Source organism: Streptomyces sp. 7R007 (genome assembly GCF_054850255.1).
Genome location: NZ_JBTWMV010000054.1, coordinates 25,878 through 45,764, shown reverse-complemented (window position 1 = coordinate 45,764; position 19,887 = coordinate 25,878). Strand labels below are relative to the sequence as shown.

Here is a 19,887-nt window from a genome sequence, read left to right as displayed (position 1 = left end):
GGGGGGCGGGTGGCGTCCCCGGCCGCCACCCGCCCTGTACACGAGAGGCAGTCATGCTGGTCATCGAGATACTGCAGGTCGTGGTCACCATCGCCGTCCTGGTGCTGGTGACCGAGAAGGAGGCGGCGAGACCCCTCCTGCTGTGCACCGCCGTGGGCTTCGGCACGGGCCAGGTCGTCACCGCGCTGGACGGGTCGCTGGCCGACAGTTTCTTCCGGCTCTTCGTCGCCGTGTTCGCCACGCTCGCCGTCGAACGGTGGAGGACGCGTCGCGAGGCGCCGGTCTGGGCCGCCGGGGGCCTCGCGCTGGTCTGCGGCCTCGTCCTGGGCTGGGTGGCCTGACGCCCTACGCGGTGAGCGGGCGCACCTCTCCCCGGACGTGCACCTGGTCACCGCCGCGCAGTTCGAAGCGGTCCCCGTCCGCCGCGTACGTCACCGTCCCCGGCAGCCGCACCGGCGCCCTGAACCGCGCCGTCACCGTGGCGCGCTGGGGTGTGCCGTGCGCGGCCAGGCAGCGGGCCACCGTCCACATGCCGTGCGCGATGGGCCGCCTGAAGCCGAACAGGCGGGCGGTGAGCGGGTGCAGGTGGATGGGGTTGCGGTCGCCGGATACGGCCGCGTAGCGGCGGCCGACGTCCCCGGCAAGGTGCCACTCGGCGACCGCGGGCAGCGCCGCGGGATCGTCCCCGGCCGGTCCGGGCGCCGGGCGCGTGGTGCGGTGCCGGGCCAGATACGTGCTCGTCGACTCCCATACGAGGTCCCCGCCGGCCCGCGCCTCGGTCACCACCGTGGCCTCGGTGCCGCGCCGGTGCGGCGCCAGTCCGGCGACGTGCACGGCGAGTTCGTACTCCCCGGTGGCCGGCATGGGCCGGTGCCGGGTGATCTCGATCGACGTGTGGACGAGTCCGAGCAGCGGCAGCGGGAAGCCCCGGTCGCTCATCAGCCGCATGGCCAGCGGGAAGCCCAGGACGTGCGGATAGGTCGGCGGCAGCGCGTCGGCGCCGGTCGCGAAGCCGCACACCCTCTCGTACGCCGCGAGCCGCGCGAGGTCGACGCGCAGGGCGGGCAGGACGAGCCGGGTGCGCGGGAACTCCGCGTCGGGGCTCGGGCGTTTGAAGGGTGACAGCAGGGCGCCCCGGGCGAACAGGGGCGGCAGGGAGGGAGAGCCGGTGAGGACGGTCGACATCACGCCCCCAGCAGGCTCTGGCCGCATACGCGCACGATCTGGCCGTTGACCGCGCCCGAGCCCGGGTGCGTGAGCCAGGCGGTGGTCTCGGCGACGTCGGCGGGCAGCCCGCCCTGCGCGAGCGAGTTCATCCGGCGCCCCGCCTCCCGGATGAACAGGGGGATCGCGGCCGTCATCTTCGTCTCGATGAACCCGGGCGCGACCGCGTTCACGGTCACCCCGTGCTCGGCCAGCGCCCGCGGGGCGAGGGAGCGGACCAGGCCGACGACGCCCGCCTTGCTGGCGCCGTAGTTGGTCTGCCCGGCGTTCCCGGCGAGCCCCGCGATCGAGGCGGTGGCGACGATCCGGCCGCCCGGGCGCAGGGTGCCCCGCGACAGCAGCGCGTCCGTCGTGCGCAGCACGCTCGCCAGGTTGACGTCGAGGACCGAACTCCAGCGCTCGGCGGGCATGTTGACCAGCCGCCGGTCGCGGGTGACGCCCGCGTTGTGGATCAGCACGTCCAGGCCGTCGGGGAGGGCGGCGGCGATCCGCTCGCCGGCGTCGGCGGCGGTGATGTCCAGCGCGAGGGCGCTGCCGCCCAGGCGCTCGGCGACCCGCTCGGCGTCCTGCCGGGCCTGCGGCACGTCGAGGACGACCACCCGGGCGCCGTCCCTGGCCAGCGTCTCGGCGACCGCCTCGCCGATGCCGCGCGCGGCGCCGGTGACCAGGGCGGTGCGGCCGGCGAGGGGACGGTCCGGGTCGGCCGGGACTGCGGGGGCCCCGGGGACCTCGGGCGCCGTGCCGACCTCGACGACCTGGCCGCTGACGTAGGCCGACTTGGGGGAGAGGAGGAAGGACAGGGTGGACTCGGCCGCCGAAGCGTCCGTCAGCCGGAGCAGGTTGACGGTCCGGCCGCGCCCGATCTCCTTGCCGAGCGAGCGTGTGAACCCCTCCAACGCCTGCTGCGCCGCGGCCTGGTGGTGGTCGGCGGCGTCCAGGGGCGCGCCGAGGACGACGACCCGGCCGCTGCTCGCGACCGACCGCACCACCGGGTGCAGGGCCGCGTGCACCTCGGCGAGCGTGTCGACGTCCCGTACGCCGGTGGCGTCGAGGACGACGGCGGCGGGGGCGTCCTGGCCGGGGGTCAGACCGGTGCGGGCGAGGACGGGCGCGAGGTCGAGGTCGGACTTGCCGGCGGTGAGGTGCAGCAGGGGGCCGTCCAGCGTGGGTCGCTCGGGCGACCAGCGGCGCAGGGGGGCCGGCTGTGGCAGCCCGAGGCGACCGGTCAGGAAGCGGCCCGGTGCGGTGCCGGTGAAGCGCAGATAGCGGTCGGCCATGTCCATCTCCCCGCTCGGGTCCCATGTACTGACTCTGGAGTAAGGTTACCGGAGGTAATCCTATGTCACGGGTGAGGAGCAGGTGAAGATGAGCCCCCTTGAGCCCCCTCGGACGCGTCGCGTGGCGGTCATCGGCGGCGCCCGCATCCCGTTCGCCCGCTCCGACGGCCCGTACGCCACCGCGTCCAACCAGGAGATGCTGACGGCCGCCCTGGACGGACTGGTCGAGCGGTACGGGTTGCAGGAGCCGGGCGCGGTGGGCGAGTTCGTGGCCGGCGCGGTCCTCAAGCACGCCCGCGACTTCAACCTGGCGCGCGAGACGGTCCTCGGTTCGAAGCTGGACGCGCGCACCCCGGCGTACGACATCCAGCAGGCCTGCGGCACCGGGCTGCAGGCCGTCATCGCCGCCGCCAACAAGATCGCCCTCGGCCAGACCGACGCGGCCATCGCCGGCGGCGCCGACACCGCGAGCGACGCGCCGCTGGGTGTCAACGACGAGCTGCGCCGGGTGCTGCTGGAGGCGCGGCGGGCGAAGTCGCTCGGCGGCAGGCTCCGGGCGCTGGCGAAGGTGCGGCCCGGGCACCTGGTCCCCGACATCCCACGCAACGCCGAGCCGCGCACCGGTCTGTCGATGGGCGAGCACGCGGCGGTCACCGCCCGGGCCTGGGGCGTGAGCCGCGAGGCGCAGGACGAACTGGCGGCCACCAGCCACCAGCGGCTGGCGGCGGCCTACGAACGCGGCTTCTTCCAGGACCTGGTGGTGCCCTTCCGGGGGCTGGCCCGCGACCAGAACCTGCGGCCGGGCTCGACGGTGGAGAAACTCGCCACGCTCAAGCCGGTGTTCGGACTGGACGCGCCCGACCCGACGATGACCGCGGGCAACTCGACGCCGCTGACCGACGGGGCGGCGACCGTGCTGCTGGCCTCGGAGGAGTGGGCCGAGGCGCGCGGACTAAAGCCGCTGGCGTTCCTGACGGCGTACGAGACGGCGGCCGTCGACTTCGTGCACGGCGATGTCGCGGGCGGCGAGGACGGGTTGCTGATGGCACCGGCGTACGCGGTGCCGCGCATGCTGGAGCGGGCCGGGCTCGGGCTGGACGACTTCGACCTGCTCGAAGTGCACGAGGCGTTCGCCTCCCAGGTGCTGGCCACGCTCGCCGCCTGGGAGAAGCGGGGCCTGGCGCCGGTGGACCGGGCCCGCCTGAACGTGGCCGGCTCCTCCCTCGCCACGGGCCACCCCTTCGCCGCGACCGGCGCGCGGATCGTGGCGACGCTGGCGAAGCTGCTGGCCGAACGCGGCGGACCGGGCCGCGGGCTGATCTCCGTCTGCGCGGCGGGCGGGCAGGGAGTGACGGCGATCCTGGAGCGGGCCTGAACGGCCGCGGCCCGGACGGCGGGCCGGACCTGAGCGATCCTCACGTAACCTCCGAGGTTGCACAGGCCCGGCTCCGGACCACCGCCGAACCCGCACCAACCCCCCACGAGGGCGCCGTACGATCACCGTCCTAACCCGCGGTAACTCTCCAGCCGCACACCGCCGGTGAACGTCTCGGTACGCACTGCACGTACCAACCAGCAGAGCGCGATCGAGCTGCACGCCTCAGGAGCTGCCCATGTCTCTGTCCTACCCGTCCGCGTACGACTACGACGGCGTGCCCCAGCTCGTGGAACCCGAGATCCGGCGGCTGGACGGAGAGGTGCGCGAGGCGTCGGTCCCGCCGCTCGTCCCGCCGCCGGCCTACGGCTCGCTGGCCGACCTGCCGTTCGACAACGCGGACGCGGCGCCCGACGCGCGGGTGCTCAGCCGCCGTACGCAGGACGGGCGGTGGCGGGACGTCACGGCGGCCGAGTTCGCCCAGGAGGTGCTGGCCCTCGCCAGGGGGCTGATCTCGGAGGGGCTGATGCCCGGCGACCGCATCGCCGTCATGGCGCGGACGATCTACGAGTGGACGCTGCTGGACTTCGCCGCCTGGGCCGCCGGGCTGGTCACCGTCCCGATCTACCCCACCTCCTCCGTCTTCCAGACCCGCTGGATCCTCCAGGACTCCGGCGCGGTGGCCCTGGTGACGGAGACCGCGGGCCAGGCCGCGGCGCTCGGCCCGGAGCTGAGCCACCTGCCCGACCTGCGGCACATGTGGATCGTCGAGAAGGGCCACCTGGACCGGCTGGCGGAGCTCGGCGGGCCGGTGCCGGAGCAGGAGGTCGGCGTGCGGCGCGGCATGCTGGTCCCGGACACGCTCGCCACGATCATCTACACCTCGGGCACCACCGGCCGCCCCAAGGGCTGCGTCATCACCCACGGCAACTTCCTCGCCGAGGTCGACAACGCAGTCGAACTGCTCTACCCCATCTTCAAGTCCAAGGCATCGGAGGACCTGGCCACCCTGCTCTTCCTGCCGATGTCGCACGTCTTCGGCCGCATGGTGGCGATCGCCTGCGTGCGCGCCCGGGTGCGCCTGGGTCACGCGCCGAGCCTCCAGGCCGACGACCTGCTCGCCGACCTGGCCGCCTTCCGGCCGACCTTCCTGCTGGTCATCCCGTACATGCTGGAGAAGGTCTACAACAACGCCCGGGCCAAGGCGGAGAGCGGCGGCCGGGTGAGCGTCTTCGACCGCGCCGCGAACGTCGCCGTCCGCTACGGCGAGGCGGTGGAGGCCCGCCACGCCGGCACCGGCTCCGGCCCGAGCGCGGCCCTGAAGGCGGCCCGCACCTTCTACGACCCGCTCGTCTACCGCCGTATCCGCAACGCCATGGGCGGCCGCATCCGGCACATCATCTCCGGCGGCTCCCCCCTCGGCCGCCGTCTCGCGGCCTTTTACGCCGGCGCGGGCCTGGAGATCTACGAGGGGTACGGCCTGACGGAGTCCACCGGCGCGGCCACCGTCACCCCGCCGCTCAAGCCCCGTCTGGACACCGTCGGCTGGCCGCTGCCCGGCACCAAGGTGCGGATCGCGGCCGACGGCGAGATCCTGCTCCAGGGCGGCCAGGTCTTCCGCGGCTACTGGGAACCGCACGGCGGCGGGGTCACCCCGGCCTCCTCCGACGGCTGGTTCGCGACCGGCGACATCGGGCGGCTGGACGACGAGGGCTATCTGACCATCACCGGCCGCAAGAAGGAGATCATCATCACGGCGGGCGGCAAGAACATGGCCCCCGCCCCGCTGGAGAACTGGCTGCGCCAGCACCCGCTGATCTCCCAGGTCATGGTCGTGGGCGACCGCCGCCCCTACATCGGCGCCCTGATCACCCTCGACCCGGACGGCATCACCCACTGGCGCCGGATGAACGGCAAGCACCCGGTCCCGGCCGAACTCCTGGTGGACGACGAGGAGTTGCGGGCGGTACTGCAAAGGGCCGTGGACGAGGCCAACAAGCTGGTCTCGCGCCCGGAGTCCATCCGCCGCTTCGCCGTCCTGCCCCGCGACTTCACGGAGGAGGAGGGCCATCTGACCCCCTCGATGAAGCTCCGGCGCGAGATCGTGATGCGGGACTTCGCGGCGGAGGTGGAGGCGCTCTACGAGCGGTGAGGGTGGCGTCCCGAAATCGAAACGTTTGCGTTTCGCTCCGGAACTGGCCTAGTTTGCTGTACGAAACGGTTTCGGACCGATGTGGGGAGTACCACCGTGGAAGCCATTCCGGCTGCCGCCGTTCAGGCCGCACCGCCCGGCCGGCCGCATGCCTCGCCCAAGCACCGCTGGTGGGCACTGGCCGTGATAGGCCTCGCCCAGCTGATGGTCGTCCTCGACGCCACCATCGTGAACATCGCGCTGCCCTCCGCCCAGCAGGACCTGGGCTTCGACAACAACGGCCGGCAGTGGATCGTCACCGCCTACTCCCTGGCCTTCGGCAGCCTGCTGCTGCTCGGCGGCAGACTGGCCGACCTCTTCGGCCGCAAGACCACCTTCGTCGTCGGCATCGTCGGCTTCGCCGCCGCCTCCGCGGTGGGCGGCGCCGCGGACGGCTTCGCCATGCTGGTCGTCGCGCGCGCCGTGCAGGGCCTGTTCGGCGCGCTGCTCGCGCCGGCCGCGCTCTCCCTGCTGACCACGACGTTCACCGAACCCAAGGAACGTGCCCGGGCGTTCGGCGTGTTCGGCGCCATCGCCGGCTCCGGCGCCGCCGTCGGCCTGGTCCTCGGCGGTCTGCTCACCGAGTACCTCGACTGGCGCTGGACGCTGTACGTCAACGACGCCATCGCCGTCCCCGCGCTGATCGGCGCCGCCGTCTTCATCGGCCGCTCCGTCCCGGCCGAGCGGCCCAGGCTGGACGTCTTCGGAGCGGTCCTGGTCTCCGGCGGCCTGTTCGGCATCGTCTACGGCTTCGCCAACGCCGAGACGCACGACTGGGGCAACTGGATGACCTGGGGCTTCCTCGCCGGGGGCGGGGTGCTGCTGGTGGCGTTCTTCCTCTGGCAGACCCGCGCGAAGCATCCCGTGCTGCCGCTGCGCGTGCTGGCCGACCGCGACCGCGCCGCCGCCCTGTCGACGGTGCTCATCTCCTCCGCCGGCATGTTCGGCGTCTTTCTCTTCCTGACCTACTACCTCCAGGCGACGCTGGGCTACTCGCCGGTGAAGAACGGCGTGGCGTTCCTGCCGATGGTGGGCGCGCTGATGGTGATGGCGCAGCTGTCCACCAACGTCCTGGTGCCGAGGATCGGCCCGAAGACCGTCGTACCCGTCGGCATGCTGCTGGCCGTGGGCGGCATGGTCTGGCTCACCCGCCTGGAACTGGACAGCAGTTACGCCCCGCACGTCCTGCCGCCGCTGCTGCTGATGGGCGCCGGGCTCGGCATGTCGATGCCCGCGGCGATGAGCTACGCCACCCTGGGCGTGGCGGCGGCCGACCAGGGCGTGGCCTCGGCCGCGCTGAACACCACGCAGCAGGTGGGCGGTTCGATCAGCACCGCGCTGCTGAACACCCTGGCGGCCGACGCCGCCACCGACTACGCGCGGCACCACATGACCGACCCGCTGGTCAAGGCGAAGGCGGCGCTGCACAGTTACGCGGTCGCGTACTGGTGGTCGGCCGGCTTCTTCGCCGCGGCCGTGATCGCGACGGCGCTGCTGTTCCGGACCCGGAAGGCGAGGACGGCGGAGGCGGAGGCGGCAAGTGCCGGGGACACCGGAGCCGGCACCGCGACCGCAGCCGACGGAACCACTGGGGGCGCGCGGGCCGGTGCGGGTGCCGGGGCTGTGCAGGCCAGCGAGGATGCCGGGACTGTGCGAGCCGGTGCGGGTGCCGAGACTGTGCGGACCGGCGAGGGTGCCGGGGCTGTGCGGGCCGGCGAGGGTGCCGGGGCTGTGCGGGGCGGCGAGGATGCCGAGACTGTGCGGGTCGCCGAGGATGCCGGGGCTGTGCGGGCCGGTGAGGGTGCCGGGGGCGATGGCGGGATGCGGGGGCGGGGCGGGAGCCCGGCCGCCGGTGTTACCGCGGGGGCCGTCGAGTCGCGGTCGCCCCAGGGGACGAGCCCGGCCCTCGGCGCCCGACCCGCCCTGCACGGGCAGGTGCGCGATGTGCTCGGCGCCCCCGTCGCCCGCGCCGCGCTCACCCTGCTGGACCCGGCGGGGCACCAGGTCGCCCGCGCCCTCTCCGGCGAGGACGGCGGCTACGCGGTGGACACCCCCGCGCGCGGCAGCCTCGTCCTCATCGGCTCGGCGCCCGGTCACCAGCCGCAGGTCGCCACGCTCACCCTGACCGACACGCCCCTCTCCCACGACCTCGTGCTGCCGGCCGGTGCGGGCGGACTGGCCGGCACCGTGCGGGGCGGGAACGGCGAGGCGCTGGCCGGGGCGCTGGTGGTGGCCACCGACGCACACGGCGACGTGACGGCGTCCGCCACCACCGCCGAGGACGGCGGGTACCGGCTCGGCGACCTGCCGCCCGGCGACTACACCCTCGGCGTCAGCGCGCCCGGTCACCGCCCGGCCGCCGTGACGGCGACCGTCTCCACCGACACCGCCTCCGTCGACATCCGGCTGCGGGTGGCGGCGACCCTGCGCGGCAGGGTCCGCGCGCAGGACGGGCGCGCGCTGGAGGACGCCCTGGTGACGCTGGTCGACGCGGCCGGCAACGTCGTCGGCACGCGCACCACGAGCGTCGACGGCAGCTACTGCTTCACCGATCTCTCCAGTGAGCAGTACACCGTGATCGCCAGCGGGTACCCGCCGGTGGCCACGCCGGTCACGGTCGACGGCAGCCGGGAGGGCGTGGACGTGCTGCTCGGTCACAAGGAGGCGTGATCCGCGCACACCGCATGCACACAACCGGCGTCCGCCGTCCGGGACTTCCCGGAGACGGACGCCGTTTGTGTGGATTGTGGGCTTGTTACGACAACTTCTTGACGTGACACACGGCTGCCGCTTGGCTGTCGGCAACTCGGGGCGCGACGCGGCTCCCTGGTTCGGAAGGTCCCTGCACGTGACACCTCGTACCACCCACAGGACGGCTGCGCGCCACCTCGCCACGGTCCTGACCGCCCTCTCCTCGGCCCTGTCGCTCACCGCCTGCGGCGCGCTCGACGCGGTGGGCGGCGGCGACGGCTCCGCGAGCCCGAAGGAGGGCGACGACATCACCGTCGGCCTGCTCCTGCCCGACAAGGACACCGCCCGCTTCGAGAGGTTCGACCGCCCCCTGATCGAGCAGGAGGTCGCCGCCCTCACCCACGGCAAGGGGAAGGTCGACTACGCCAACGCCGAGGCCAGTACGGCCAAGCAGAGCGCGCAGTTCCGGCAGATGATCGACGACAAGGTGGACGTCGTCCTCGTCGACGCGCTGGACGCCGAGGCCATCGCGCCGGACGTGCGCGCGGCCAAGGCCGCCGGCATCCCGGTCATCGCCTACGACCGGCTGGCGCAGGGGCCGGTGAGCGCGTACGTCTCCCACGACAACGAACTGGTCGGCGAGGTGCAGGGCCGCGCCATCCCACATGAAGGACGCCATCCGGTCCGTCGGGCTGAACGGCATCGCCGCCGTCTACTCGGCCAACGACGGGATGGCCGGCGCCGTCATCGACGCGCTCAAGCAGGCCGGGGCGACCAGGCTGCCGCCGGTGACCGGGCAGGACGCCAACCTGGACGCGGTGCAGCGGGTGGTGGCCGGGGAGCAGTACATGACCGTGTACAAGTCCTTCCGGGAGGAGGCCACCAACGCCGCGCAGATCGCGGTCGCGCTGGTGCAGGGCAAGGACCTGGAGTTCGACGCGCTGACGGAGGACACGGTCGACAGCCCGACCGAGAAGAACATCCCCTCGATGCTGGTCCCCGTGGTCGCCCTCACGAAGACCAACATCGAGGCCACGGTGATCAAGGACGGCGTCTACACGGTCCGGCAGATCTGCACCCCGGCGTACGCGACGGCCTGCGCGGAGACCGGCCTGGAGTGAGGCGGGGACCCGATCCGGCCGGAGGCGCCGCCAGGTACCGCCAGGTATAGCTGGGTACAGCTAGGTGCCGGTGGCCGTCGGGGCGTGGCACTCCGTCACCGTGTCGGCGAACGCGCGGGCCGGCGGGCTGAGGGCGTCCCAGCGGCGCACCGCCCAGCCGACGGGCAGGGGGCGCAGGGCGGGGACCGGGATCAGGCGGAGGGCGCCGGTGCCGGGGACCGGCAGCCCCGGGAGCGAGGGGACGACCGCCCGGCCCACGCCGAGCTCCGCCAGCAGGAGCGCCGTGTCCCAGTCGGCGACGCTCGGCTCGTAGGCGAACCGCAGCCCCAACTCCTCGCACGCGGCCTCCAGACGGGCCGCCGACGCGGAGTTCGGGGGCAACCGGATCAGCCGTACGTCCGCCAGCTCCGCGGCCTCCAGCCGCTGCCGCCCGGCCCACGGATCGTCCGCCCGCACCGCCAGCACCCACGGCAGCTCCACCACCGCCCGCTGCTCGATGCCCCGCACCGGCGGCCCCAGCGTGATCCACGCCAGATCCAGCGTCCCGTCGGCGAGCGCGTCGAAGCTGCCCCGGCCCGAACTGACCGTACGGAACTCCAGGGTGACCGCCGGATACCGCTGCCGGTACGCCACCACCGCGTCCGACATGAAGTGCCGTACGGTCGTCGCCCCCGTCGCCACCCGCACGAACCCGCCGGCCCCGTCGACCAGGTCCCGCAACTGCCGTACCGCGAGGTCCAGTCCGGCGATCCCCTCGGCCGCCGCCCCCTCCAGCACCCGCCCGGCCCGCGTCGGCACCACCCCGCGCGGCTGCCGCTCCAGCAACGCGACCCCGGTCTCCCGCTCCAGCCGCCGCACGTGCTGGCTCACCGCCGACTGGGAACAGCCCAGGTCCCGGGCCACCGCGCTCAGACTGCCGGCCCGGCACACGGCGACGAACACACGCAGATCATCCAGGGTCACAACACCCAAGCTAACACTTGGAGTTGGGCGTAAATCCCAAGGATTGACTGCGCCGAGCGGACGTACGACGATCCTCCCCAGGGCCCCACGGGCGGCAACCCGCTCCACCTTCCCCGCCGGATCCGGACCGGCAGGGACGACGCGGCAGCGGGTGCCGACCCACATCCCCCCGAAGGGACGTCACCGTGCCGCGGACCACCACCCCCACCCACCAAGCCACCGCGTTCCTGCGCGAGTTGGGCGCCGACCGGATCCCGCACCCCGGAGGCACGCTCCTCGCCCACCTCGACCGCGTACGCGACCGGCTCACCGCCTGGAACGCCCGCCCCGCCCTCCGGCTGGCCGGCCTGTGCCACGCCGCGTACGGCACCGACGGCTTCCCGGCCGCCCTGCTCTCCCTCGACCGCCGCACCGAACTGGCCGCCGTGATCGGCCCGGAGGCCGAGGAGCTCGTGTACTTCTACGCGAGCTGCGACCGCAGGGCCACCTACCCGGACTTCGCCACCCCCGGCTCCCGCTTCCGCGACCGCTTCACCGGGCGGACCCTCACCCCGCCCGCCCACCTGCGCCGGGACTTCGCCGAGCTCACCGCCGCCAACGAACTCGACCTCGCCCACCGCAACCGCGACTTCCGCGCCCAGTGGGGCCCCGAACTCCTCGCCCTCTTCACCCGTTTCCGGCCGCTGCTGAGCGAGGCCGCCTGGCAGGACTGCCTGACCGTCCTGGAGTCCCGGCCGGCGCACGGTTCTTGACTTCACAAGACCCCTGCGCGACATTCCGGTCCCCCTTGTCCCCGTCCGGTCGAAGGGACCCGACATGTCCACCAGCGCCGACCCCGCGAGACGCACCGGCACACCCACCCGCAGACAGGTCCTCGGCACCACGGCGGCCGCCGCCACCGGCGTCGCCCTCACCGGCGGCCGGGCCTCCGCCGCCACCCCGCCCCTCCTGGGCACCTACGACGTGGTCGTCATCGGCTCCGGCGCCGCCGGCATGACCGCCGCCCTCACCGCGGCCAAGCGCGGCCTCGGGGTCGTCGTCGTGGAGAAGGCGCCCACCTTCGGCGGATCCGCCGCCCGCTCCGGGGCCGGGATCTGGATCCCCAACAACCCCGTGATCCTCACCGCGGGCGTCCCGGACACACCCGCCAAGGCCGCCGCCTACCTCGCCGCCGTGGTCGGCGCGGACGTGCCGGCGGCCCGGCAGAGCGCCTTCCTCGCCCACGGGCCCGCCATGATCTCCTTCGTGATGGCCGCCAGCCCGCTGCGCTTCCGCTGGATGGAGGGCTACAGCGACTACTACCCCGAGCTCCCGGGCGGTCTGCCGGGCGGCCGCTCCATCGAGCCCGACCAGCTCGACGGCAACCTCCTCGGCGCCGAACTCGCCCACCTCAACCCGCCGTACCTGCCGGTCCCGGCCGGGATGGTCGTCTTCAGCGCCGACTACAAGTGGCTCGCCCTGGCCGCCGTGAGCGTCAAGGGCGCCGCCGTCGCCGCCGAGTGCCTGGCGCGGGGCACGAAGGCGGCCGTGCTCGGGCAGCGGCCGCTGACCATGGGCCAGTCGCTGGCGGCCGGGCTGCGCAAGGGGCTGCAGGACGCGGGGGTGCCCGTATGGCTGAGCACCCCGCTGACCGACCTGTACGTCGAGAGCGGCGCCGTCACCGGGGCCGTGGTCACCCGCGACGGCAGCGCCGGCCTCGTCCGCGCCCGGCGCGCGGTGATCGTCGGCTCCGGCGGCTTCGAGCACGACGCCGCCATGCGGGCGCAGTACCAGCGGCAGCCCGTCGGGACGGAGTGGACGGTCGGCGCGAAGGAGAACACCGGCGACGGCATCCGGGCGGGGCAGCAGGCGGGCGCGGCGCTCGCCCTCATGGACGACGCCTGGTGGGGCCCGGCCATTCCGCTGCCGGACCAGCCGTACTTCTGCCTCGCCGAACGCACCCTGCCCGGCGGCCTGATCGTCAACCAGGCCGGCGCCCGCTTCGTCGACGAGGCCGCGCCCTACAGCGACGTCGTGCACACCATGTACGACCGCGACCCCACCGACCCCGACATCCCGGCGTGGCTGATCGTCGACCAGAACTACCGCAACCGGTACCTCTTCAAGGACGTCGCGCCGACGCTCGCCTTCCCCGACGACTGGTACACCTCCAGGGCCGCCTACAAGGCGTGGACCCTGGACGCCCTCGCCGGCTCCATCGGCGTGCCGGCGGCGGCCCTGCGGGCGACGGTCGACCGCTTCAACTCTCTTGCCCTGAAAGGCACGGACACGGACTTCGGGCGCGGGACCAGTGCCTACGACCACTACTACACGGACCCCGCCGTCCTCCCCAACTCCTGCCTGGCCCCCCTCTGGCTGCCCCCCTTCCACGCCTTCCGCATCGTCCCGGGCGACCTGGGCACGAAGGGCGGCCTGGTGACGGACGCCCGCGCCCGGGTACTGCGCCCCGACGGCACCCCGATCCCGGGCCTGTACGCCGCCGGAAACGCCAGCGCGGCGGTGATGGGCCACAGCTACGCGGGCGCGGGCTCGACCATCGGCCCGGCGATGACGTTCGGCTACATCGCGGCCCTGGACGCGGCGGGCGTCCTCTAACGGCACTCGAAGCCCTTCAGCGGCGCTCGGTCCGGCCCGTCACGCCGGTGCCGGCGGACCGGATGCCCGCTGAGCTGTCGCTCATGCCCGGCGCACGATGAGCGCGGCCTGGCGGGTCGTCTCGTTGGCGTAGGGTTCGCGCACCGTACGGGAGACGGGCGCGAACCCGGCCTCCGCCAGCAACCCGGCCATCCGCTCCGGCCGCCACCGCCGAAAGTCCAGCACCACCGGATGCCCGAAGGGCTCTTCGAGCCGCCGGGGCTCGTCGCCGACCTGGAAGGCGAGGAGCAGATGCCCACCGGGCGCGAGCACCCGCCGGAACTCCGCGAAGAGGGACGGGAGTTCGTCCACAGGGGTGTGGATGGACGAGTACCAGGACACCACCCCGGCGAGCGACCCGTCCGGCAGGTCCAGCTCCAGCATCGACCCCTGCACGAACCGCAGGTGCGGATTCTCCCGGCGGGCGATCGCGAGCATCGACTCGGACAGGTCCAGGCCGAAGACGGACAGCCCGAGGGAGGCGAGGTGCCCCGTGATCCGCCCGGGCCCGCAGCCCAGATCGCCCACCTCCCCGCCCGCGCCCACGAGTTCGGCGAACGCGGCCATCACCGCCCGGTCCAGGGGCTTGGCGGAGATCTCCTCGTCGAACATCTCGGCGTAGTCCTCGGCGATGGCGTCGTAGAAGGTGCGGGTAGCGGTCAGGAAGTCGGTGTCCCTCATGGGGGCGGACCCTAGCCGCCGCCGCTGACAACCCGCAGAAGCGCCGCGGTGGCGGCCGCGCCCAGGACCACCGCCGCGAACGGCGCCCGGCGCCAGGCCAGTACGCCGCCCACCAGCACCCCGGCCGGGCGCTCCCAGCCCGCGAAGCCCCCGCCCTCGGTCAGCGCGCCCGTCGCCAGCAGGGCGACCAGCAGCACGACCGCCCCGGCCGACAGCAACTCCCGTACCCGGGCGGGAAGCTCCACCCGCCCGTGCAGCGCGGGTCCCACCAGCCGGAAGGCGTACGTGCCGACGGCCAGGGCCAGGATCACGGCGACCGTGGCGCTCACGCCGGGACCTCCTTGCGGCCGTACAGTGCCAGCCCCGCCAGCGCCACCAGCACCGGCACCCCCGCCGGGACCACGGGGCTGACCGCCAGTGCCAGGGCCGCGCCGAGCAGCGCGCACCGCCGTGTCCGCGCATCCGCCCGCACCGCCGGCAGGACCAGTGCCACCAGCACCGCGGGGAAGGCCGCGTCCAGCCCGTAGGCCGCCGTGTCGCCGAGCGCGCCGCCGGCCACCGCTCCGGCGAGGACGCCGACGTTCCAGGCCACGAACAGGCCGATGCCCGAGACCCAGAACGCGGCCCGGCGCCGTACGGGATCGCTCTGGGCGAGGGCGAAGGCCACGCTCTCGTCGGTGACCAGATGGGCGCCGGCCAGACGGGCGAGACGCCCCCGGCCGAGCGTGTCGGCGATCGCGAGGCCGAAGGCGGCCGTACGGGTGTTGAGCAGCAGCCCCGTGGCCGCCGCGGCGACCGGACCGCCCCCGGCGAGCAGCACGCCGACCGCGCTGAACTGGGCGGAGCCGGCGTAGACGACGAGCGACATGAGCACCGGCGCCCACACCGGCAGCCCGCCGGCGACGGCGATCGCGCCGAAGGAGACGCCGACGACACCGCCGGCCACCCAGATGAGGGAGGCGTCGCGGACCAGTTCGCCGTAGGGGACAGGGGGCGTTCGCTCTGCCGTACGCATGTTCTCTATACTGGACAGTAGTTGCCGCGTTCGTCAAGGCGAACGATCGTACTTCTGGAGCGAACGACATGTCCGACGCAGCGCCCGCCCGGCTCCCCCTCGACTGGATCGCCGCCTCCCTGCGCCGCGAACGCACCCGCGCGGGGCTGTCGCTGTCGGAGCTGGCCAAACGGGCCGGAATCGCGAAGTCGACGCTGTCCCAGCTGGAGGCGGCGAGCGGGAACCCGAGCGTGGAGACGCTGTGGGCGCTGGGCGTGGCGCTCGGGGTGCCGTTCAGCACACTGGTGGAGCCGCCCGTGCCCGCCGTACGGGTGATCCGGGCCGGCCAGGGGCCCTCCGTGGCCTCGGAGAAGGCCGACTACGCGGCCACACTGCTGTCCGCCAGCCCGCCCGGGGCGCGGCGTGACATCTACCACCTGCGGGCCGAGCCGGGGGCCGTACGGGAGTCCGAGCCGCACATTCCGGGCACGGTCGAGCACCTGATCGTGAGCACGGGGCGGGTGAAGGCCGGGCCGGCGGGGAAGGCGGTGGAACTGAACCCCGGGGACTACATGACCTACCGCGGAGACGTGCCGCACTCGTACGAGGCGCTGGCGCCCGGGACGACGTTCGTGCTGGTCATGCAGCACGTGTGAGGCCGGCAGGGTCCTGGACAGGGCAGGAGCCCCGTCGCCTTGCGGCGCGGGGCTCCTTGGGTACTGCATCCGTTCCGGATCAGAGCTTTGGGCTCGTGACCTCGTGACTCAGATGGCGGTGACGTTCTCCGCCTGCGGGCCCTTCGGGCCCTGGGTCACGTCGAAGGAGACCTGCTGGTTCTCCTCCAGCGAACGGAAGCCGTTCGCGTTGATCGCGGAGTAGTGGACGAAGACGTCGGGGCCGCCGCCTTCCTGGGCGATGAATCCAAAGCCCTTTTCGGCGTTGAACCACTTCACGGTTCCGGTAGCCATAAGCCCTCCTTGGGCCCAAAGGGTTGCCCTGCTCCAGAACCCTGCAAGTGTGAAAACAAGATGCCGCACAACTGCATACGTCTGAAAACGACTAGAGCCCGCGGTCACATGCTCCGCAGGCTCTGTACTGCAAGGGAAACCAAACTGCAACTTGCGGCGAGCCTAGCACGCGGGCAGCCGAAAGCAATAGAGGTCAAGATCACGTCACTCGGACGTTTGAAGATCGAAGAGGGGTTGACCCGGGGGTCGGAGTCCGCAGCCTACCCCACGGGGTCTAGTGTCGCGATGTGGACAATTCTCGCACCCGGCCGCGCGTCGGCCACATCCAGTTCCTCAACTGCCTGCCCCTGTACTGGGGGCTCGCGAGAACGGGCACGCTCCTCGACTTCGAGCTGACGAAGGACACCCCGGAGAAGCTCAGCGAGCAGCTGGTGCAGGGAGACCTCGACATCGGGCCCATCACCCTCGTCGAGTTCCTCAAGAACGCGGACGACCTGGTCGCCTTCCCCGACATCGCCGTCGGCTGCGACGGCCCGGTCATGTCCTGCGTGATCGTCTCGCAGGTCCCGCTGGAGCGGCTGGACGGCCGCCGGGTCGCCCTCGGCTCCACCTCGCGCACGTCCGTGCGGCTGGCCCAGCTCCTGCTCGCCGACCGTTTCGGCGTCCAGCCGGACTACTACACGTGCCCGCCCGACCTCAGCCTGATGATGCAGGAGGCGGAGGCGGCGGTGCTGATCGGCGACGCGGCGCTGCGGGCGAACCTGCTGGACGGCCCGCGCTACGGGCTGGACGTGCACGACCTCGGCACGCTCTGGAAGGAGTGGACCGGCCTGCCGTTCGTGTTCGCGGTGTGGGCGGCGCGACGGGAGTACGCCGAGCGCGAGCCGGTCATCACCCGGCGCGTCCACGAGGCCTTCCTCGCCTCCCGCAACCTCTCCCTGGAGGAGGTCGGCAAGGTCGCCGAGCAGGCGGCCCGCTGGGAGGCCTTCGACGAGAAGGTCCTGGAGCGCTACTTCACCACCCTCGACTTCCGCTTCGGGGCTCCGCAACTGGCGGCGGTGGCGGAGTTCGCCCGCCGCGTCGGCCCGACGACGGGCTTCCCGGCGGACGTGAAGGTGGAACTGCTGGGGGCGTGACGACGGGACGCCGCCGCTCGGCAGGGGGACGGATCTCCTCCGGCCGTAAGGGGGAGCGCGGAACTGCTCCGGCCGTAACCTGCATCTGACAGGTACGGGGGTACGGCGGGTACGGGGGAGGGGGATCCGCTCATGCAGCCGCTCGCGGGTGACGAACCCACCGTCGTGGGGCCCTACCGCCTGCTCGGCCGGCTCGGCTCGGGCGGGATGGGCCGGGTCTACCTGGGCCGCAGCGCGGGCGGCCGCACGGTCGCCGTCAAGATCGTGCACCCGCACTTCGCCCTGGACGAGGAGTTCCGCGCCCGCTTCCGCCGCGAGGTCGAGGCGGCGCGCAGGGTGGGCGGCGCGTGGACGGCGCCGGTCCTGGACGCCGACCCGGAGGCACCGGTCCCCTGGGTGGCCACGGCGTACGCGGCCGGCCCCTCCCTGACGGCGGCGATCGCGGACGGCGGCCCGCTGCCGGCGCATTCGGTACGGGCGCTGGGCGCGGGCCTCGCGGAGGCGCTGGCGGCGGTGCACGAACTCGGCCTGGTCCACCGGGACGTGAAGCCGTCGAACGTCCTGCTGACCCTGGACGGCCCCCTCCTGATCGACTTCGGCATCGCGCGGGCCACCGACGGCACGGCGTCCCTCACCTCCACCGGCGTCTCGGTCGGCTCGCCCGGCTACATGTCGCCGGAGCAGATCCTCGGCCAGGGCGTGACCGGGGCGGCGGACGTGTTCTCGCTCGGCGCGGTGCTGGCGTTCGCGGCGACGGGCCGGCCGCCGTTCCCCGGCGACTCGTCGGCGGCGCTCCTGTACAAGGTGGTCCACGAGGAGCCCGAACTCGACGCCCTCAGCGGTGAGTTGCGGGAGCTGACGGAGGCGTGCCTGGCCAAGGACCCCACGGCACGGCCGACCCCCGGCGAGGTGAGCCGACGGCTGGCTCCGCAAGGCGCGGCGCGGCTGGTCGCGGGCGGGTGGCTGCCGGGGCCGCTGGTGGAACAGGTCAGCCGGAGTGCCGTACAACTGCTCAACCTGGAAGCGGGGGAGGCGGTTTCGGGGCCGGTGGGGTTCAGCGGGGTGTCGGTGACGGAGGGGGAGTTCGGGCCGGGGGTGGGGGAGTTGGGACCGGGGGCGGGGGTGGGGGAGTTCGGGCCGGGGGTGGGGAAGCTTGGACCGGCGGCAGGTGAGTTTGCGCCGGGGGTGGGGGAGTTCGGGCCGGGTCGCTCGGCAGGCGCTCCGGCGGCAGGTGAGTTTGCGCCGGGGGTGGGGGAGTTCGGGCCGGGTCGCTCGGCAGGCGCTCCGGCGGCAGGTGAGTTTGGGCCGGAGGCTGGGGAGTTCGGACCGGATCGCTTGCCAGACGCCCCGATGGCCGGTGAGTTCGGGCCGGCGCCCGTGATGGGCGCGCCGACGGTCGTCCCCGAGGCCCCCGAACCCCGTGACGCACCGCCCGTGCAGGACGACCGCCCCGGCAGAGTGTCCGTGTCCGTGGCGGCGACCTCCGCGCCGGGGGACGGCGGGCGCGGACGGCGCCTGAGCTGCACGGTCGTCCTGGCCGTCGCGGGCGCGCTGGCCGCGGTGACCGTCGGCTCGGTGCTGCTCTTCGACCTGCTGCCGGGCGGGGGCGACGACACGAGCGCGGGGGGCGGCGACACGGGCTCGTACGCGACGCCGTCCACGGCCCCCTCGACGACGCCGGCGCCCGGCACCGGGACCGCCGTCCCCGCCTCCTACCTCGGCACCTGGGAAGGCCAGGGCCTCGCCCTCGACGGCACCCTCCCGGTGGGCACCTTCCGGCTGACCGTCCACCGGGCGGACGTCGGCGAGGAACTGGGCCGACTCCGGCAGACCGACCAACTCGGCGGCGTCTGCAACGACGTCCTCACCGTCAAGTCGGTGACACCCCGGCAGATCGTCGCCACGTCGACGGGCGCCGAGTCCAACCACGAGGGCTGCAACCCGACCCCGCACACGGTGCGGTTGTCACGGGTCGGGGACGACCTGAAGTACGCGTCGGACAGCGAGGCGGAGGGGCGGCCTATGGCTCGGATGTCGAAGGTGAAGTAGACCGGCCCGGGCCGTACTTGATCAGAACGGCGATCAGTGCGGCGGTCATGACGACGGTGGCGAGCAGACCGACGATCCACACGTACGGGTAGTTCTGCTGCACCCAGCAGGGACTGCCCCGGCTGCCGCAGCCGCTGAACCCGTGCTTGGACGGCACGACCGAGAAGATCACCCCCGCCACCAGGTATCCGACCGCCAGACCGGGCAGCGACGCTGCCGCCCGGCCCAGTGAGCGGATCCTGCTCCGCTTCCATTCCATCCGCGCCAGCGGAGCCGCGAAGGCCACGAAGACCAGCGGCGCGACGGCACCGACGGACCCGGCGAAGGCGTAGGGTCCGCCGGGCCAGGACACGGCCAGGTCGCCCCAGATGTCGTAGCCCCACGTCATCGCGACGGCGGCCACCGGCAGGATGACGGCGAGGAAGCCCAGCGGGAACAGCAGGCATCCGAGCATCCAGCCCCGGTCCTTCTTGGGCTTCCCGCCTCCCGGCCGCCCCGGCAGGTGCGCGTACCGCAACCCCGCCGGCGCCGCCTTCGGCCGCTTCGGCCTGGCCGATCCCCCGCTCATGTCTCTCCCCCGTAC

Annotated in this window: 17 protein-coding genes and 1 pseudogene; 10 read left to right on the top strand and 8 right to left on the bottom strand. The window is 73.5% G+C overall.

All coding sequences use genetic code 11. The features are described 5' to 3' along the window. On the top strand, positions 1–341 hold a 341-nt coding region (locus ACYF6T_RS38255), incomplete at its 5' end, for a hypothetical protein (RefSeq protein WP_461702447.1). A 4-nt stretch (positions 342–345) separates the two neighbouring features. Here the strand turns inward: ACYF6T_RS38255 and ACYF6T_RS38250 are convergent. Together ACYF6T_RS38250 and ACYF6T_RS38245 are read right to left on the bottom strand one after the other, a co-directional pair. Further along, complete coding sequence (locus tag ACYF6T_RS38250) at positions 346–1,185, bottom strand: MaoC family dehydratase (RefSeq protein ID WP_461702446.1); 840 nt, start codon at positions 1,183–1,185, stop codon at positions 346–348. Further along, the gene (locus ACYF6T_RS38245; RefSeq protein WP_461702445.1) at positions 1,185–2,501 is read right to left on the bottom strand and encodes a 3-oxoacyl-ACP reductase; all 1,317 of its coding nucleotides are present in this window, start codon (positions 2,499–2,501) and stop codon (positions 1,185–1,187) included. Before ACYF6T_RS38245 ends, ACYF6T_RS38250 begins: the two co-directional genes overlap by 1 nt. Before the next feature lie 88 nt (positions 2,502–2,589). Between ACYF6T_RS38245 and ACYF6T_RS38240 the strand changes: the two genes are divergently transcribed. The 4 genes and pseudogenes from ACYF6T_RS38240 (at position 2,590) to ACYF6T_RS38225 (ending at position 9,879) form a co-directional block, all read left to right on the top strand. Continuing rightward, positions 2,590–3,876, top strand: a complete 1,287-nt coding sequence (locus ACYF6T_RS38240) for an acetyl-CoA C-acetyltransferase (protein ID WP_461702444.1) — start codon at positions 2,590–2,592, stop codon at positions 3,874–3,876. Positions 3,877–4,114: 238 nt separating this feature from the next. Continuing rightward, positions 4,115–6,028 (top strand): AMP-dependent synthetase/ligase, encoded by a 1,914-nt coding sequence (locus tag ACYF6T_RS38235; RefSeq protein WP_461702442.1) that lies wholly within the window; start codon positions 4,115–4,117, stop codon positions 6,026–6,028. A 96-nt stretch (positions 6,029–6,124) separates the two neighbouring features. Next, positions 6,125–8,737 (top strand): MFS transporter, encoded by a 2,613-nt coding sequence (locus ACYF6T_RS38230; protein WP_461702441.1) that lies wholly within the window; start codon positions 6,125–6,127, stop codon positions 8,735–8,737. Positions 8,738–8,915: 178 nt separating this feature from the next. Continuing rightward, a pseudogene (locus ACYF6T_RS38225) lies at positions 8,916–9,879 on the top strand (substrate-binding domain-containing protein). A 60-nt stretch (positions 9,880–9,939) separates the two neighbouring features. Here ACYF6T_RS38225 and ACYF6T_RS38220 read toward each other — a convergent pair. Then, positions 9,940–10,842 carry a LysR family transcriptional regulator gene (locus ACYF6T_RS38220; protein ID WP_461702439.1) on the bottom strand — a complete coding sequence of 301 codons (903 nt, stop codon included), beginning with the start codon at positions 10,840–10,842 and terminating at the stop codon, positions 9,940–9,942. A gap of 185 nt (positions 10,843–11,027) precedes the next feature. Between ACYF6T_RS38220 and ACYF6T_RS38215 the strand changes: the two genes are divergently transcribed. Further along, a complete protein-coding gene (locus ACYF6T_RS38215; protein ID WP_461702437.1) occupies positions 11,028–11,594 on the top strand; it encodes a DUF6817 domain-containing protein in 567 nt (188 codons plus the stop codon). A gap of 64 nt (positions 11,595–11,658) precedes the next feature. Further along, a complete protein-coding gene (kstD, locus tag ACYF6T_RS38210) occupies positions 11,659–13,437 on the top strand; it encodes a 3-oxosteroid 1-dehydrogenase (RefSeq protein WP_461702436.1) in 1,779 nt (592 codons plus the stop codon). Between the two features lie 81 nt (positions 13,438–13,518). Here kstD and ACYF6T_RS38205 read toward each other — a convergent pair whose 3' ends face one another. Genes ACYF6T_RS38205 through ACYF6T_RS38195 form a run of 3 tightly spaced genes read right to left on the bottom strand, consistent with a single transcriptional unit; the run spans position 13,519 to position 15,172 of the window. Beyond that, on the bottom strand, positions 13,519–14,157 hold the full coding sequence (locus ACYF6T_RS38205; RefSeq protein ID WP_461702435.1) for a class I SAM-dependent methyltransferase: 639 nt from the start codon (positions 14,155–14,157) through the stop codon (positions 13,519–13,521). Between the two features lie 11 nt (positions 14,158–14,168). Further along, on the bottom strand, positions 14,169–14,486 hold the full coding sequence (locus ACYF6T_RS38200) for an AzlD domain-containing protein (RefSeq protein WP_461702434.1): 318 nt from the start codon (positions 14,484–14,486) through the stop codon (positions 14,169–14,171). Continuing rightward, complete coding sequence (locus ACYF6T_RS38195) at positions 14,483–15,172, bottom strand: AzlC family ABC transporter permease (RefSeq protein ID WP_461702433.1); 690 nt, start codon at positions 15,170–15,172, stop codon at positions 14,483–14,485. Before ACYF6T_RS38195 ends, ACYF6T_RS38200 begins: the two co-directional genes overlap by 4 nt. A gap of 68 nt (positions 15,173–15,240) precedes the next feature. On the opposite strand from ACYF6T_RS38195, the gene ACYF6T_RS38190 reads away from it, so the two are divergent. Next, on the top strand, positions 15,241–15,807 hold the full coding sequence (locus tag ACYF6T_RS38190; protein WP_461702432.1) for a helix-turn-helix domain-containing protein: 567 nt from the start codon (positions 15,241–15,243) through the stop codon (positions 15,805–15,807). Positions 15,808–15,915: 108 nt separating this feature from the next. Here ACYF6T_RS38190 and ACYF6T_RS38185 read toward each other — a convergent pair whose 3' ends face one another. Next, positions 15,916–16,119 carry a cold-shock protein gene (locus ACYF6T_RS38185; RefSeq protein WP_043442843.1) on the bottom strand — a complete coding sequence of 68 codons (204 nt, stop codon included), beginning with the start codon at positions 16,117–16,119 and terminating at the stop codon, positions 15,916–15,918. A 287-nt stretch (positions 16,120–16,406) separates the two neighbouring features. Between ACYF6T_RS38185 and ACYF6T_RS38180 the strand changes: the two genes are divergently transcribed. After that, positions 16,407–17,255, top strand: coding sequence for a menaquinone biosynthetic enzyme MqnA/MqnD family protein (locus ACYF6T_RS38180; RefSeq protein ID WP_461702431.1), 849 nt, complete (start codon positions 16,407–16,409; stop codon positions 17,253–17,255). 132 nt (positions 17,256–17,387) lie between these two features. Next, complete coding sequence (locus ACYF6T_RS38175; RefSeq protein WP_461702429.1) at positions 17,388–19,304, top strand: serine/threonine-protein kinase; 1,917 nt, start codon at positions 17,388–17,390, stop codon at positions 19,302–19,304. Here ACYF6T_RS38175 and ACYF6T_RS38170 read toward each other — a convergent pair. After that, positions 19,276–19,872 (bottom strand): hypothetical protein, encoded by a 597-nt coding sequence (locus ACYF6T_RS38170; RefSeq protein ID WP_461702428.1) that lies wholly within the window; start codon positions 19,870–19,872, stop codon positions 19,276–19,278. The two genes, ACYF6T_RS38175 and ACYF6T_RS38170, sit on opposite strands and share 29 nt — an antisense overlap. Positions 19,873–19,887 lie beyond the last annotated feature (15 nt).

Bases quoted from the DNA above. Each gene is read 5' to 3' on its own strand.
- ACYF6T_RS38235 (WP_461702442.1), top strand. From the start codon at position 4,115: ATGTCTCTGTCCTACCCGTCCGCGTACGACTACGACGGCGTGCCCCAG.
- ACYF6T_RS38250 (WP_461702446.1), bottom strand. From the start codon at position 1,185: ATGTCGACCGTCCTCACCGGCTCTCCCTCCCTGCCGCCCCTGTTCGCC.
- ACYF6T_RS38185 (WP_043442843.1), bottom strand. From the start codon at position 16,119: ATGGCTACCGGAACCGTGAAGTGGTTCAACGCCGAAAAGGGCTTTGGA.
- ACYF6T_RS38175 (WP_461702429.1), top strand. From the start codon at position 17,388: ATGCAGCCGCTCGCGGGTGACGAACCCACCGTCGTGGGGCCCTACCGC.
- ACYF6T_RS38190 (WP_461702432.1), top strand. From the start codon at position 15,241: ATGTCCGACGCAGCGCCCGCCCGGCTCCCCCTCGACTGGATCGCCGCC.
- ACYF6T_RS38170 (WP_461702428.1), bottom strand. From the start codon at position 19,872: ATGAGCGGGGGATCGGCCAGGCCGAAGCGGCCGAAGGCGGCGCCGGCG.
- ACYF6T_RS38240 (WP_461702444.1), top strand. From the start codon at position 2,590: ATGAGCCCCCTTGAGCCCCCTCGGACGCGTCGCGTGGCGGTCATCGGC.
- ACYF6T_RS38195 (WP_461702433.1), bottom strand. From the start codon at position 15,172: ATGCGTACGGCAGAGCGAACGCCCCCTGTCCCCTACGGCGAACTGGTC.
- ACYF6T_RS38245 (WP_461702445.1), bottom strand. From the start codon at position 2,501: ATGGCCGACCGCTATCTGCGCTTCACCGGCACCGCACCGGGCCGCTTC.
- ACYF6T_RS38205 (WP_461702435.1), bottom strand. From the start codon at position 14,157: ATGAGGGACACCGACTTCCTGACCGCTACCCGCACCTTCTACGACGCC.
- kstD (WP_461702436.1), top strand. From the start codon at position 11,659: ATGTCCACCAGCGCCGACCCCGCGAGACGCACCGGCACACCCACCCGC.